This is a genomic window from Streptomyces piniterrae (assembly GCF_005048155.1).
GTDB classification, from domain to species: domain Bacteria; phylum Actinomycetota; class Actinomycetes; order Streptomycetales; family Streptomycetaceae; genus Streptomyces; species Streptomyces piniterrae.
In genome coordinates, this window is the sequence record NZ_SUMB01000001.1 from 789500 (window position 1) to 803462 (window position 13963).

Annotated in this window: 14 protein-coding genes and 1 pseudogene; 8 read left to right on the forward strand and 7 right to left on the reverse strand. The window is 68.4% G+C overall.

All coding sequences use genetic code 11. The annotated features are described in order from the left end of the window. Window positions 1-100 precede the first annotated feature (100 nt). Window positions 101-550, reverse strand: a pseudogene (locus tag FCH28_RS38915) (transposase family protein); the annotation flags it as partial. A 133-nt stretch (window positions 551-683) separates the two neighbouring features. Here FCH28_RS38915 and FCH28_RS03440 point away from each other — a divergent pair. The 4 genes from FCH28_RS03440 to FCH28_RS03455 all read left to right on the forward strand — a co-directional run bounded on the left by FCH28_RS03440 (window position 684) and on the right by FCH28_RS03455 (window position 4093). Next, complete coding sequence (locus FCH28_RS03440) at window positions 684-1187, forward strand: hypothetical protein (protein WP_246102325.1); 504 nt, start codon at window positions 684-686, stop codon at window positions 1185-1187. Window positions 1188-1691: 504 nt separating this feature from the next. Beyond that, window positions 1692-1913 carry an ABC transporter permease gene (locus FCH28_RS03445; RefSeq protein ID WP_246102326.1) on the forward strand — a complete coding sequence of 74 codons (222 nt, stop codon included), beginning with the start codon at window positions 1692-1694 and terminating at the stop codon, window positions 1911-1913. A 32-nt stretch (window positions 1914-1945) separates the two neighbouring features. Next, on the forward strand, window positions 1946-2701 hold the full coding sequence (locus FCH28_RS03450) for a hypothetical protein (protein ID WP_136738120.1): 756 nt from the start codon (window positions 1946-1948) through the stop codon (window positions 2699-2701). A 6-nt stretch (window positions 2702-2707) separates the two neighbouring features. Next, window positions 2708-4093, forward strand: coding sequence for a hypothetical protein (locus tag FCH28_RS03455; protein ID WP_136738121.1), 1386 nt, complete (start codon window positions 2708-2710; stop codon window positions 4091-4093). Between the two features lie 80 nt (window positions 4094-4173). Here the strand turns inward: FCH28_RS03455 and FCH28_RS03460 are convergent, their stop codons facing one another. From FCH28_RS03460 to FCH28_RS03485, 6 genes are all read right to left on the reverse strand, one after another. After that, window positions 4174-5241 carry a M14 family metallopeptidase gene (locus tag FCH28_RS03460; RefSeq protein WP_136738122.1) on the reverse strand — a complete coding sequence of 356 codons (1068 nt, stop codon included), beginning with the start codon at window positions 5239-5241 and terminating at the stop codon, window positions 4174-4176. A 10-nt stretch (window positions 5242-5251) separates the two neighbouring features. Beyond that, entirely contained in the window at window positions 5252-5566 is a 315-nt protein-coding gene (locus tag FCH28_RS03465; RefSeq protein ID WP_136738123.1) for a hypothetical protein, read from the reverse strand. A gap of 93 nt (window positions 5567-5659) precedes the next feature. After that, window positions 5660-6403, reverse strand: coding sequence for a TetR/AcrR family transcriptional regulator (locus FCH28_RS03470; protein WP_136738124.1), 744 nt, complete (start codon window positions 6401-6403; stop codon window positions 5660-5662). Between the two features lie 382 nt (window positions 6404-6785). Further along, window positions 6786-7070 carry a transposase gene (locus tag FCH28_RS38920; RefSeq protein ID WP_246102328.1) on the reverse strand — a complete coding sequence of 95 codons (285 nt, stop codon included), beginning with the start codon at window positions 7068-7070 and terminating at the stop codon, window positions 6786-6788. Between the two features lie 1480 nt (window positions 7071-8550). Then, window positions 8551-9264, reverse strand: coding sequence for an alpha-ketoglutarate-dependent dioxygenase AlkB family protein (locus tag FCH28_RS03480; RefSeq protein ID WP_136738125.1), 714 nt, complete (start codon window positions 9262-9264; stop codon window positions 8551-8553). 337 nt (window positions 9265-9601) lie between these two features. Beyond that, entirely contained in the window at window positions 9602-10678 is a 1077-nt protein-coding gene (locus tag FCH28_RS03485) for a PQQ-dependent sugar dehydrogenase (RefSeq protein ID WP_187363746.1), read from the reverse strand. Between the two features lie 906 nt (window positions 10679-11584). Between FCH28_RS03485 and pqqA the strand changes: the two genes are divergently transcribed. The 4 genes from pqqA to pqqD all read left to right on the forward strand — a co-directional run bounded on the left by pqqA (window position 11585) and on the right by pqqD (window position 13908). Beyond that, a complete protein-coding gene (pqqA, locus tag FCH28_RS39655) occupies window positions 11585-11812 on the forward strand; it encodes a pyrroloquinoline quinone precursor peptide PqqA (protein WP_136738126.1) in 228 nt (75 codons plus the stop codon). 10 nt (window positions 11813-11822) lie between these two features. Then, window positions 11823-12788 carry a pyrroloquinoline quinone biosynthesis protein PqqB gene (gene pqqB, locus FCH28_RS03495; protein WP_136738127.1) on the forward strand — a complete coding sequence of 322 codons (966 nt, stop codon included), beginning with the start codon at window positions 11823-11825 and terminating at the stop codon, window positions 12786-12788. Next, entirely contained in the window at window positions 12785-13462 is a 678-nt protein-coding gene (gene pqqC / locus FCH28_RS03500; protein ID WP_136738128.1) for a pyrroloquinoline-quinone synthase PqqC, read from the forward strand. The genes pqqB and pqqC overlap by 4 nt, the downstream gene beginning before the upstream one ends. Window positions 13463-13626: 164 nt before the next feature. Further along, complete coding sequence (gene pqqD / locus FCH28_RS03505; RefSeq protein ID WP_246102330.1) at window positions 13627-13908, forward strand: pyrroloquinoline quinone biosynthesis peptide chaperone PqqD; 282 nt, start codon at window positions 13627-13629, stop codon at window positions 13906-13908. Window positions 13909-13963: the final 55 nt, after the last annotated feature.

Consider the following 13963-nt stretch of genomic DNA (forward strand, 5'->3'; position numbering starts at 1 on the left):
GACCCGGACCGCGATTGCCGTCAGGCCGGCACCTCCGGACCTCAATCGCGGACCGGGTTGTAAGCCCTCGTCGTCCCTGGTGCGTGGCTGCCGGGTCGTAATACAGCCGCAGTCCCCAGAAGAACCGTGAATGCGACGCGCAGTAGCCGTAGTTAGCCCAGCCGGCGAGCTCGGAACGTTTGACCGTGGGTCGGGACGTCCCGCATGGCACCGGGGTCGAGTCGCAGAGCCACACGGTGTCGTGCCAGAAGTCGGTGTCCGTGGCCAGGACCCGGATCAGTCGCTTGACCTGTGGTAACGCGGCTCGCGGGCGTTTGTTGTATCCGGCGTCCTGCGGGATGTAGGGGAACATGCCGCGGTAGTGGGCGCGCACGTATCGCAGCCAGCGGGCCTCACTGTGGAAGTCGAGCAGGGCCTGTAGGACCGCCAGGCACAGCAACTCGGAGTGGCTGAGCTTCGGCGGGCGTCCGGGCAACCGGGCGATTCCGGCCCGATCGTCATCGATTTTTACGTACAGTGCGGTCACGAGGGTGGTCACGTTCGTTGTCACAAACGGATCTTGACCACCCTCGCCTCATGCCCGCAGGCAATTCGGAAAGACTCGTCTAGTCGTCACCTCACCGCCCTACCGGCCCAGCGTCCACGGACAGGTCTGCTCGCCCCGGGGCACCGGTGCACGCGGCTTGGTCACGAAGGACTACTGCTACAGCCACGACCCTGCCAACCTCGCCCACGTCTCCACCGCCCACCTCCTCGACGCCTTCACCGAAATCCTCACCCAATGCCGCACCATGCTCCGCCCCGGCGGCACCGCCGTCATCACCACCCGCCCCTGGCGCGAACTCGGCGAACTCATCGACCTGCCCTCCGCCGTTCTCGCCGCCGGCCGGGCCGCAGGCCTCACCCCCACCGAACGCTGCGCCGCCCTCCTCGCCGGCATCCGCGACAACAGGCTCATCACCCGCCCGTCGTTCTTCCAGATGAAGAACGTCCGCGACGCACGCCGTCAGGGCGTCCCCCTCTCAGTGGTTCAGCACGAGGACGTACTCATCTTCACCAGGCCAGTCAGACCTGGTGGCCCAGTGACATCGCACCGTGGCATGCCGGCAGGCGCGACCGCCGTCCACTCCCGCACCTGCGCCCGCCGGGTCCGTCATGGCGGCCACCCGCCCTCTCTGACCAGCTGAGTGCGATGGGCGGCGAGTCAGAAGTGAGCAGCCGATCACTGAAGTCGTTTAGGCCCACCGGGCCCTGGCCCCGGTCCGCCCCGACGTCTACAGGGGTGCTCTCGAGGTGTCAGAATCGCCCGAAGAGCTCCCTGCGGTGGCTGCCCGGCGGGCCCTTGACCTGGGTCGGGGGCGCGCGGAGACTTGTATACGCAGTATGTGTGCCTCGTAGGTGCACGCCGATTACCGTCTCCCTTCCCCAACCGGTGGAAGTGGGCAGCGGCGCGGTTGTGGATCTAAGGCCTGACGTCTTACCGCGAGCCCGGCGCCCTGCCCAGGCGGCGCACCGGCGCAGTCGCGGAACTCCTCTGCGGTGCCGTTTCCCTCTCTGAGGGTGGCACCGGCTGGGGAGCCGGCATCCGCTCGGGGGCGACTCGACCGGTCGCCCCGGCGGGAAAGAAGGGAGGCTCCGAGATGGGCTTCCATGCCTTCGATGGTGTGAGGACTGTCCGTACGCGTTTCTGGGTGGAGATCGCCCTGGGAACCCTGTCCGGGCTGCTCTTCCTTGTCACGCTCATCTGGCACGACTGGATCGAGCTTATTTTCGGCGTTGAGCCGGACGCTGGAAGCGGAGCCCTCGAGTGGCTCATCGTGGCCGTCACGGCCCTGGTCACCGTCCTGTGCGCGCTCGGCGCCAGGATGGAGTGGCGCCGAACCCACCCGGCCGCCGCGCATGCCTCGCAGTAGCGCAGCCGGGCTGAGGCGAGAGGAGGACCGTCATGCCTGAGGGTCCTGAGGATGTACTGGAACTGGTCCGGCGGGCCCCGCTGAGCTTCGTCGGTACGGTCACCCGGCTCGGTGACACGCGGATGGCGGAGGTGCCGGCCGACGAACGGACGGCTGTGGTCCAGGTGGACACAGTGCTGCACGCACCCGACGCCTTCAAGAAGCTCGCGGGCAGCGAGGTCACCGTACAGCTGTCGGACGAGCTGGACCCGCCGGCCGTCGGCGACGCGGCCGCGTTCTTCGCCAACGGAATGGTCTATGGCCAAGGGCTCGCCGTACAGGAGGTCGGACGGCTGCCCGCCGACGCCGTCCAGCAGCACGTCTCCCTAGCGGCCACGAGCGCGGACGCGATGCCGTTCTCGGCGCTGCAGCGCGACCTCGGCGACGAAGACATGGTCGCCCACGCCGACGAGGCGGACGCGGTCGTGGTCGGCGTCGTCGTGGGCCTGGAGGAGACAGGCGGCGACCGGTCCTCGGAGCACAACCCTGACTGGTGGCGCGCCCAGCTCGACGTGGGGTACGTCGAGCAGGGGGAGGTCGCCCCGGGAGGGCGAATCGCCGTCCTCTACCCCAACAGTCTGGACTTCCGCTGGTACAAGGCGCCGAAGCCGAAGGCCTCACAGGAGGGAATGTGGATCCTGCACGCCACGGAGGGCGCTCTGACCGAGTGGGCTCCGTTCCAGATCCTGCATCCCGATGACTACCAGCCGGCGCAGAAACTCGAAACGCTGCAGGCCGCACGGAGGTGAGCGGACATGCCCACACTCAAGGTCGTCAACATCACCCCCGTCTCGCTGAGCGGCGACAGGTCACAGGACGGTGAGCCCAGCCTCGCGGTCGACCCCGAGCACCCCGACCAGATGGTCGCGACCGCATTCACGCCAGACCCGATGGGAGGCGACCTCGCCCCGGTCTACGTCTCGACCGACGGCGGGAACACATGGGTGCTGAGGAGCATCGTCCCCGGCGGCACCGCCGGCCTGGGCACAGGGGACATCTCGGTGAGTTTCGCGTCCAAGGGAGGCACTCTTTATGCGGGCATCCTCAATGGCCAGGCCGCAGTGGAAGACATCCTTCGCATGCAGATCCTGCGCTCGCCCGGCATCGCCTCGACGGCGCCCATGGACATCCTCGTCTCGCGGGACGAGGAGGATCAGCCTTGGGTCGTGGCCGGGAGCATGCGGGTAAACGGCAGCACCCGCGACCGCGTCTACGTCGGTAACAACGACTTCGGGCACGGAAGCCGGACCGCGACCGTGGACGTCTCGGGCAACGCCCGGACGGCACCGGCGCCGGCCGGGTTCACGCGCGCCGGCATCGAGAGGCGCGCGACAACGGGGCAGGACGGGCCGCCGGTACGGATCGCCCTGCACCCCGATGGAACGGTGTACGCGGCCTTCCAGAGCTGGCAGAACAGGTCCGGCTCGAACGTCACCTTCGACGTCGTGGTCACCCGTGACGACAACGGGGGCATTGGAGCAAACCCCTTCCAGGATCTGAAGGACGCGCAGGACTCGGCCATCGGCCAGCGGGTGGCGACCCAGCGGTTCGTGAAGTTCGGCGCGTTCATGGGCCAGGAGCGGCTCGGCGGTGACCTTTCCATCGCGGTGGACCCCACGGCCCCCGGCAGCGTCTACGTCGCCTGGTGCGACCGCGTCGGCGGGCTCGCCGGGACGGACTACACCCTCCACGTGCGGCATTCGGCCGACCACGGGCAGACCTGGTCCGGCGACGTCCGCACCGTCACCAACGCCAAGAACCCGGCCTTGGCGGTGAATTCCGCCTCGCTGCTCGGACTGGCCTACCAGCAGTTCACGCAGGCCCAGTGGGTAACGGCGCTGGAGCTGACCGGGGACGACTGGCAGACCCCAGCGGCACGCCACGTACTGCACCAGGCGCCGGCCAACGTGCCGCCACGGCAGGGGCTGCCGTACCTGGGCGACTACATGCGGCTGCTCGCGCTCGACCGGGACTTCTACGGAGTGTTCGCGGGCAACAACACGCCCGACCACGCCAACTTCCCGCAGGGAGTGACGTACCAGCGCAACGCCGACTTCGTCAGCCACCAGCTGCTCGACCTCGACAACGTGACGCGGGTGCCGCCGTCGATCGACCCGTTCTTCTACCGCCAGACCGCATAGGCCCGAGTCTGGCTGGAGTCTGGCTGAGGCGCCCGCCGCGCGGGCGCCTCAGCCCATGCCGTCACCGCGACAGCGCGGCCCTACAGCGTAAGAGCCTTAAGGCAGAACGCCACGAGTCCGGCGTCGACATCGAGGATGATCTTCTCCATCTCCGACCACGGCGGGTGGAAGCTCTTGCCCCACTCGACGGTGAAGCCGTGGATCTTGCCCTTGTCCGTGTCGACGATGTGGCGCGCGTAGGCGTAGTCGTGGCTGGTTCCGCTGGTCGGGTACAGGTGGAAGGCAGTCATCGGGGTGTAGCCCCGGCCGCGTACGGCTTTCAGTCCCGAGCAGAACTCCTCGGCGAGCACACCGGCGTCGTCGGCGTCGGCCTGCCGGAGGTACTCGGCGTAGAGCTGGTCGCCGGCCAGTCCGCGCTTGCCGTCGAAGTCGGTGTTCCGGAAGTTCTTGGGCGGTTCGGCGGACTGGTTGTCGTCGTCGCCCCAGATGGTCAGCATGTCCTCGGAGTAGCTGTGCACGTCGACGAACCAGCGGGTCCGCGGGAAGTCGTCGAGCAGCCAGCGGACGTTGCGGGTCTCGGGCTCCGAGAAGGGACTGGGGCCCTGGTACACGAGATCGCCGGCGTCGGTCGAGACCCGGGGGCCGGCGGCCGGGTGGAAGGCGGTCTGGAAGTCGAACAGGAAGTCGTAGTTGCGGTTGATGTCGACGCCGATACGGGCCGGATCGCCACCGGAGTTGGCCGGGTTGCGGTTCTTCCGCCACATCGGCTCGACGGTCTGGCTGTAGTGCCGGCCGTCCGGGTTGACGAGCGGGAAAACGACGACGTCAAGTTCGTCGAGGATGCTGCGTACGTGGGCGGAGGTGAAACTCGTACCGCCGTAGGTAAGGCCCGTACCGTCGCGGTGCGCCTCCAGCAGGTCGGCGGCGAGCTCGACGAGGATCTCGCAGCTGCCCCATTCACGGGCGTGCACGCCGCCGATCAGTACGACGGCGTCGTTGGCCCCCCGCTCGGCGGTGCCGATCCGCAGGGCGTGGGCGGCCCGGCCTTCGACGGAGGGCTCGGGCAGTTCGATGAGTTCCGCGGTCGGGAACACGGCGGCTAGGCTGGTCACGGCGGACTCGACCTCAGTGATGTTCAGGTACGACATGGCGTCCCTCCTAGGCGTCCGTCACCTTGAGGGCGAGTCCGTGCGGCACCGCGTCCTCGGGGGCGAACCGGTCTCCCTCGCCAACCTCGGCTTGGCGCTCGCGTCCGGTGGCTGCGGCGTCCTCGTCGAGCGTCGTGAGCGACACACCCTCGCGTTCGAGGGCTGCGGTCTGCTCGGGGGTGACATAGGCCTCGATGCTGAAGCTGCCGTCGTCGCCCTGGCGGGGGCGCCCGCCGACGTCGGGACGGGCCTCGCGCAGGAGAGCACGGAGGGTTTCGGCGTCCTTGGCTGTGACGCGTACACGGAGAATCTCGTAAGTGGACATGGCGGCCTCTTTCGGGCGCCGTCAAGCTCACATCAGCGATGCCGACGACGCGCAGGCTGACGTACGTGTATGTCCGATGTGTACCTCGTATCCTCAGCGTGCGCTTCCGTCGTAGAACGAGTCAAGGGGCGGCTCGGGCATCCCGCTGAGCAGGCTGTCGAGACCTGCGATCCGTTCTTGCTCGTCGTCGTACTCGGCGAGTCGGGGGACGAGCGCGCGCAGTCGCGGGTACTCGGCGGCAGGTAGCCGGTGCAGGCCCAGGCGCAGCAAGAGGTCCGGCTCCTCGGGGTTGTCGACCACCTGCCGCTTGTCCACCAGGAGACAGCCGAGGTTCCAGGCCACGAAGGCGCGGTAGATCGTCAGCGAGGTGGCGTCGTCGAAGCCGGCCCGGCCAAGCACGGCGAGAATGTGCTCGGTGAGCTGGAGCAACGGCGCCGGGCGCCGGGCCACGGGCACACTGAGCGGGCGCGTGACCACCACGGGCAGGATCTCGGGGTGGGCGTGCACCACAAAGGCGAAGGCGCGCGAGATCCGACGCAGTTCGGTGCGCCAGACCAGGCTCGCGGATTCGGCACCCCGGTCGGAGCGGATCTCCTTTGCCGAGGTTCGTAGCCGGTCGTTGACCTCGGCGAAGAAGGCTTCGACCAGGCCGTCGATCAATGCTTCCTTGCCGGCGGTGTACCGGTAGATGGCCATCGGCTCCACGCCCAGGTCAGCGGCCAGGCGCCGCATGGTCAGCGCCGCGAGCCCGTCCCGGTCGACCAAGGCGACGGCCGCGGCGAGCACCAGCGGGCGACTCAGACGTCCCCGTTTCTCTGGGCTGTCCCGCTCAACCATGTCGGTACTCCCATCGCGGGCGGGCCCGTGCCCCGGTCCGTGCCCCGAGTCGACGAGCGTGCAGGGATACAGAGTAAATATCGTTCATAATTGTACTGAATATCCCGTCTTCACTCGCCGGGGCGTCTGGCGTCCACCACGCGCGGCTGACACGTCGCCCTCGCATGGCGATGTGCATAACGGTGGGCGGATTCGCTGCGGTGACCTTCCTGCCCCGCTCGAAAAGTCATCGCTGCAGCTCCAGGCTGCGTATCGGTACTCATTGATCACACCGCCGAGGATCTGGGTGCGGAGAAGTCGCCGGGCGTTGAGTCCGTGGGCGGGAGCTGGTTCTTCTTGGCGTGCGGCAGGGAGTTGACCACGACCTTGGTGTGGCCGATGTTCATTGAAGTGCCGTTGATACTCGGCCAGGGACGTGGCGAGCATGCTTCTCGCTCAGGATGAGGGTGTGGTCGAGAACCTCGCGCCGGATGCTACCGAGGACTCTTTCGCAGTGAGCGTTCGTCTTGGGCGCCCGGGGAGGCGACTTCAAGATCTCCATGTCCTCGGCTTCGAAGACCGCGTCGAAGGCGGTGGTGTACTTCGCGTCGCGGTCACGGAGCAGGAAACGCAGGGCCTGGATGCGTACACCCAGGCCGACGGTCGCGTTGCGGGCCTGCTGGGGCACCCAGGCGGAGGTCGGGCGTGTGGTGACGCCGGCGATGTGCAGTCGGCGATGGCGTGTTCGAGGAACGCCAGGGCGTAGAGGTGTTGCCAAGGGCGGTGTCCAGGTGCGTGAAATCGCATGCGATCACGCCTTCGGCCTGAGCGGTGGGGAACTGCTTCCACGTGGGGCCATTGCGTTGCGGGGCCGGGTCGAAGCCTGCCGCGGTAAGGATTTCGGTGGATGCTGCGATCGGGTGGCCAAGTCTGGCCAGTTCACCCTGGATCCGGCGATGGCCCCAGCGGGGATTCTCCTGAGCCAGGCGCATCACCAGCTTCTTGATCGCGTTGTGGTCGGTGGCCTCCCGGTCTTGCCTCGGCGTGGCCGTACTCCCACTTCTTGGCGATCAGCTGGCGGTGCCAGTTCAGCAGCGTGCCCGGTGTGACGGAGAAGACCTGTGCCCAGTGGCGTCGGGCTATCAGGGGCGAGAGTGCCGCGAGCCACAGCCGGTCGGCTGGCTCGTAGCGGACACGGCTCTGGAGTTGGCGACGCAGCACCGCATTCTCGTGCCGCAGCACCAGCAGTTCTGCTTCCTTCGAAGTCTCGCGGCGCAGGAGCCGGCCGGGACGGCGAGGAGTTGCCGGGTGACCTTGTACAGCAGCGACGCGAACATCCCGGCATGCTCCCAGACGCGCGGCCAGTGATCGAGAAGCCAACGACCTGCAGCGATGAGTTATTGAGCGGGACAGGATCGATACCTGGAACCAGAACCCCAGACCGTTTACCTGGACCAAGACCGCCGACGAGATCCTCAACTCCCTTGCCGACTACCTCGCCAAGGTCAGGACGAGCCACCAGACGCCGCAACATCCCATCCTGATGCCGTCCCATGGAAATCACCCACAGCGCCCTACTCACCGCAGCAGCAAGTGCGCAGCCAGTAATGCACCACGCCGGCCAACTCCAACGAGAACCAGCCACTGCGAAGGGGAGGCAGCATCCAGCCTGCTACCGCAGCCGCCGCTGCCCTACGAGACCGACTCGCGCGAGCGGGCGCAACACAGCGGGGGATCGCTGGCTAGCCAAACCGGCGATCCCCCGCACCTTTGATAGTCCACCGCCACCAACTGCCCCTCCGTCGAAAGGCCCGGCAACGCAGGCATCACTTCTCCGAAGAACGCTCCCACACAGCGTGACCAATCACCTCGGCCGAGAACCGGTACCCCTTGTACGGCGGCGCATCCACGAATGCCCCTCCCCCAACGTCCTACACGAAGATCATCTCACCGGCCTCGCGAACCACATGACAACGCCGTTCTGGCAGTCCGGGCTTTTGGGATGCCCCATTTCCCATTCCTCTCCCAGTTGATTAAAGAGTTATGAATTTCCGCAGGTCAGAGGCCACATGGAGAGCCACGTTTCTTGATGCTGCGGCACATACGTCCAGTCTGCCCCGTGACACCCGACGCCGGGAGCGGCGCGGCCCGTTCTTGCGGAGCGCGCCTCAGCTGAGCCCGGTCACCCGCATCGTGATGTTGAGGCGGCCGCCGGCCAGGCCGGACGCGGGGTCGCCGGTGCCAGGGTGGACCTTGGGCACCCCGTGGTACGCGAACCGGGACGGCCCGCCGAAGACGAACAGGTCCCCGGACGCCAGCTCGATATCGGTGTACGGCTTGGCGCGGGTCTCCGTATTGCCGAACCGGAACACACAGCTGTCCCCGATGCTGAGCGAGACGACCGGCGCGCCGGACCGTTCCTCCTTGTCCTGATGCATACCGAGCCTGGCCTGGTCGTCGTAGAAATTGATCAGCGCGGTGTCCGGGGTGTAGTCGTCTCCCGCGGCTGCGTCCTGGTACGCGTCGACGAGTGCCCGACGCCCCAACTCGACCATCCAGTAAGGGAATTCGGCGACCCGGACGCCGTTCACGTCGTCGGCGGTGCGGGTGTACGCGTACGGCTGCCAGTGCCAGCCGATGCACACCGTCTGGACGGACATCACGCCGCCGCGGGGGAGCCTGGTGTGCCGGATCGGGGCTGGTCCGCGCGCCCAGCCGCGGCAGGCGGCGACCAGTTCGCGCTGCTGCGCCAGGGTGAGCCAGCCGGGAACGTGGACGGCGCCGGGGGCGAGTTCCCGGCGGTCGCGAGGGCCCTCGTCCTGGTTCCTGGAGTCGTCGGGCGTCGTCCCGAGGCCCTCGAATCCCGGAAGGGGCGTGCTCATGTGTTCTCCGCGTCCTCTGCGTGCTCTGTGCGGTTTGTGTGCATGGCGTCCCTGCGCCCGCTGTGCCCCGCATGCCCCTCGCTCTGGAGGGGTGGGGGCGGGGCTGTTCTTCCAGCGTGCCACGGGCGGACTCTTGGTTCCGTTCCGAGGCTCATGGCCCATGGCTCATGGCCCATGGCTCATGGCCCATGGTCCCTGGGGCTTGTCCGGGTCGAGTCTGCGGGAACGGTGTGGCGGCCGGCTGGCGGAAATCGGACGTGAGGGTCGCGGGGGAGGGGTGGGCTGAGCCGGAGCGGGTCGTCAGGGCGGGTCGGGTCGGGTCGGGGCCCTGCCGGGACTACTGGAGACCGATCTCGAAGACCCGGTCCGAGCCGGGCCCTCCGTCGCCGTTGCTGTCGGCGTTGGTGGTGGTCAGCCACAGCGCGTTCCGGCCGGGTACGGACTCGACCGTACGCAGCCGCCCGTAGTCGTTGGTGTAGTACGCCTTGGGGGTGCCCGCGTTCGTCCCGTCGACGGGAATGCGCCACAGGCGTTCGCCGCGCAGCGCCGCCATGTAGATCGCGCCGTCGGCGTAGGCGACCGCGCTGGGAGACGCCTCCTTGACCGGCCACTGGCGCTTGGGGTTGGTCATCCCGTCGGTGGAGCAGTTCCCCTCGCACTTCGGCCAGCCGTAGTTCCTGCCGGGCTCGATGAGGTTCAGCTCGTCGTACTTGCTGTCACCCAACTCGCCTTCCCAGAGGCGCCCTTGGGCGTCCCAGGTGATGCCCTGCGGATTGCGGTGCCCGTAGGAGTAGACGAGGTTGCCGAAGGGGTTGCCGGGGGCCGGCCTGCCGTCGGGGGTCAGGCGCAGGATCTTGCCGTTGAGCGACTTGGTGTCCTGGGCGAGTTCGGGTGTCTGCGCCTCGCCCGTCGTGGCGTAGAGGTAGCCGTCGGGACCGAATTTGATGCGTCCGCCGTTGTGGTACTTGTTCTTCCTGATGCCGTCGACCACCACCTTGTATTCGCTGAGCCCGCCGTCGTCGAAGGTCATCCGGGCGATGCGGTTGCCTTCCGGGGCGGAGTGCATGACATAGACGTAATGGTCGGTTTTCCAGGACGGCGAGACGGCGATGCTCAGCAGTCCGCCCTCGCCGCCGGTGGTGACGACGTCGGGCACCTTGCCGATCCGCTTCTTCGTACCGTCCTGGGTGAGGGTGTAGACCTCGAAGGAGTCGCGCTCGGTGAGCAGGGCGGAGCCGTCGGGCAGCCAGCTCAGGCCCCAGGGGATGGACCAGCCCGACGAGACGGTCCTGGGGGTACCGGGCTCGGAGGCGACGCCGGCATCGGCGGTCGACAAGAGAAATCCGGTGGCCAGGGCGGTTGCGGTCGCCGCGGTCAGCGTGAAGCGGCGTGCGGATCTGATGCGATTGCGCATGGGTCCGGTCCTCCGGTCAGACGGTGTGACTGGGCATGGCACTCCCTCGGGTGGGCATCAGCGGCGCCGGGCTGATAGGAAGGTTTCCTGTTGGTTCGGCGGGAAGCTACTGCGGTCATGGGTGTCAGGTCAAGGGATGTGGGGGCGGTAGCGGTCAGCCAACTCGACTTCTCTGGAGGGGAGTTGTGGATCGAAGATCGCAGCGGTCCCAGACATCTCAAGATTTTTGCTCGGTGGGGTGTAGGCCGTCGGCCGCCACCCGCGTAGTTAATGAGCAGGCGGATTACGGAATTTGAGTCCTGGAGGCGGGCGCGCTGTCGCTCCACGCCTCGGGCCATTTTTCGCATTGCCCCATTGACCACGCCCCCACGGCTGTGGATTCTGCAAAGCGGCACATCACTCGATGATCCGCCAATGGCCGGCGCCCCCTGGGACCGTTGGCGGCTCGGCGACCGGCCCGACGGTCGCGGTATCGGGTGTGGGGCGCTCCTCCCTCCTGCAGTACGGCGACGATCGGCGGTATGAGCGGGGGCCGGCGGTGCGAGCGGCGATCGACGTACGGGCGGCGATCGACGTACGGGCGGCGGTGACCGGACCAGCGGTGACCGAGCCGGCAGCGACCGGACCAGCGGCGATCGTCGGACGAGTGGCGCGATGGGCGTGCGAGCGGCGAGCAGCGAGCGGCATTCGAGTGACGCGACGGCCGACGCGCGAGTCATGACCGTCCGATGACCGCAAGGCATGCAACGTGCAATCGCGACCCGCCCTGCCCGACCCGCCCTGCCCGACCCGTCACCACGCTCCGTCCCCTCCCACCCCGCGGCCACACCCCGTCCCGCAACCACACCCCGATCCGACCGCGACCACGCCCCGCCATCGCTTCCCCACAAGAAGGGCTGCCCCCACATGAACGACACAGCCGAACCCACGCAGCAGAGCCCGCGTCATCTTCGTCCGCCGACCTCTCATGGCCTCCGGAACCCCCGCCACCCGCACCCGGTCCACCACCCCGTCCACCACCCCGCCAACACCCCCGCAACCCCACACAGTGAGCAGGCCATCTGGCAGGCCCCGGACTACACCGTGATCGAGACAGCGCTCGAAGTCACCGCCTATTCCCTGAACGTGCGCTGACCGGCCCGCCATGCTGCTCAAGGTGCTCGGCACCGCGGCGGGTGGCGGAGTGCCCCAGTGGAACTGTGCGTGTCCCGGCTGCTCCGGGGCACGTGCCCACCCCCAATGGCGCCGCCGCCACGCCTCGCTCGCCGTAAGAGCCGACGACGACCACTGGTATCTGATCAACGCCACCCCCGACATCGCCGAGCAGATGGAGAGCACCCCGGCCCTGCATCCGGGCCCCGGGGCGCGCCGGACCCCCGTGGCGGGGCTGGTGCTCACCGACGCCGAGCTCGACCACACCCTCGGCATCGCACGACTCCGCGAAGGCGACCGTATCGAGGTGCTCGCGACCGGGCCGGTCCGCACCGCGCTGCGCGGCCAAGCCCACCTGGACGACATCCTCACGCCGTACACGAAGCTCGTATGGCGGGAGTTGGGCTCCCGGCCGGTACCGCTGTGCGACGGATCCGACGTCGAGATCAGTGCCCTGCCCGTCTCCGCCAAACGGCCCCGATACGCGGCAGGCGGCGGGGGAGCGGACGGTTCTCCCACCCAATCTCCCACCCGATGTCCCACCCAATCTGCCACTCAATCGCCCACCGATCCGCTCGAACCGTGGGTCGTTGCACTGCGGCTGCACGACCGCCGCACCGGTGGCACCGCCGTCTACGCCCCCGCGCTCGCCGCCTGGCCAGAACCGTTCCGGCAAGCGCTGGCCGATGCCGACTGCGTGCTGCTCGACGGCACGTTCTGGGACGACGACGAACCACGCCGCGGCGGCTTCTCCGCCCGTACCGCCACCGGCATGGGCCATCTGCCCATCGACGGACCGGACGGCACCCTGCACCGGCTCGCCCCGCTCACCGCCCGCTGCTTCTACACCCACCTCAACAACACCAACCCCCTCGTCGACCCCGAAGCGCCGCAGCACAAGCGGCTGGCCGAACATGGGCTCGCGGTGGCCGCGGAAGGGATGGAGATCGCCCTATGAGCACGCCGTTCGCGGAGCGGCTGCGGGACGTGGCGCGCGACCGCTACCACGACCGTCACCCCTTCAACACCCGTATGCACAAAGGGGAGTTGACTCATCAGGAGCTGCGCAGCTGGATCCGCAACCGGTTCCACTACCAGCGCCATATCCCCGTCAAGGACGCCCTGATCACCGCGAAGCTGGGTACGCCGGAACTGCGCCGGATGTGGCTGCGCCGGATCCAGGACCACGACGGGCAGGAGGAGGGGGAGGGCGGCATCGAGCGCTGGCTGCGGCTCGGTGAGGCGGCCGGGCTCGACCGGTCGCTGCTGCTGGACGAGACGGGAGTGCTGCCCGGCGTACGGCTCGCCGTCGACGGCTACGTCAACTTCTGCCGGCTGCGCTCCCCTCTGGAGGCCGTCGCCGCCTCGCTCACCGAGCTGTCCGCCCCGGACATCATGCGGACCCGGATCGACGCCTTCGAAAAGCACTACCGCTGGATCGACGCCGAGGGACTCGCCTACTTCCGCGGCCGGGAGAGCCAGGGACGGCGCGACAGCAAGGAAGCCCTGGCGCTGGTCCTGGAGTGGGCACGTACGGAGGCGGAGCAGGAGCTGGCGGTCGCCGCGCTCACTTTCAAGTGCGATGTGCTGTGGGCCCTGCTGGACGCGGTCGAGCGAGGGGAGCGGTCGTGACGGGGAGAGCGGCGGCCGGGGGCGGGGGATCGATGGCGGGGGAGGGGACGGCGGAAGCCGCCCCGAGGACGGAATCGTCTGCGTGCACGGCGGAACCGTACGGGGCCACGACGGCAGCCTCCGCGTACGCAGCGGAGCCGTCCGCGTCCACCGCGGAACCACCTGTGTCCACCACGGACGCGCCCTCGCCGCCCGATTGGCGCCCCGTCCTCGCTCCGGCCGTCCACCTGCGTCACGACCGGGTGCGTGACACCGACCTGCTGGTTCTGCCCGAACGCGTCGTGGTGCTTCGGGGCAACGCCGGCACTGTGCTGCGCCTGTGTGACGGGAGGCGCGAAGTATCCGACATCGTCGTGGAGTTGATGCGCAGGTACCCGGATGCGCCGGTGGCGGACGAGGTGCCGGAATTCCTCGGCCGCATGCGAGGGGAAGGTTGGCTGCGATGACCCTGCCCGCCGCACGGACCGCAACCGCAACAGGGGCCGTGACCTCCGCACCGAC

Coding starts and splice junctions, on each gene's coding strand:
- FCH28_RS03450 (WP_136738120.1), top strand. CDS start 1,946: ATGCCTGAGGGTCCTGAGGATGTACTGGAACTGGTCCGGCGGGCCCCG.
- FCH28_RS03455 (WP_136738121.1), top strand. CDS start 2,708: ATGCCCACACTCAAGGTCGTCAACATCACCCCCGTCTCGCTGAGCGGC.
- FCH28_RS03460 (WP_136738122.1), bottom strand. CDS start 5,241: ATGTCGTACCTGAACATCACTGAGGTCGAGTCCGCCGTGACCAGCCTA.
- FCH28_RS03465 (WP_136738123.1), bottom strand. CDS start 5,566: ATGTCCACTTACGAGATTCTCCGTGTACGCGTCACAGCCAAGGACGCC.
- FCH28_RS03470 (WP_136738124.1), bottom strand. CDS start 6,403: ATGGTTGAGCGGGACAGCCCAGAGAAACGGGGACGTCTGAGTCGCCCG.
- FCH28_RS03480 (WP_136738125.1), bottom strand. CDS start 9,264: ATGAGCACGCCCCTTCCGGGATTCGAGGGCCTCGGGACGACGCCCGAC.
- FCH28_RS03485 (WP_187363746.1), bottom strand. CDS start 10,678: ATGCGCAATCGCATCAGATCCGCACGCCGCTTCACGCTGACCGCGGCG.
- pqqA (WP_136738126.1), top strand. CDS start 11,585: ATGAACGACACAGCCGAACCCACGCAGCAGAGCCCGCGTCATCTTCGT.
- pqqB (WP_136738127.1), top strand. CDS start 11,823: ATGCTGCTCAAGGTGCTCGGCACCGCGGCGGGTGGCGGAGTGCCCCAG.
- pqqC (WP_136738128.1), top strand. CDS start 12,785: ATGAGCACGCCGTTCGCGGAGCGGCTGCGGGACGTGGCGCGCGACCGC.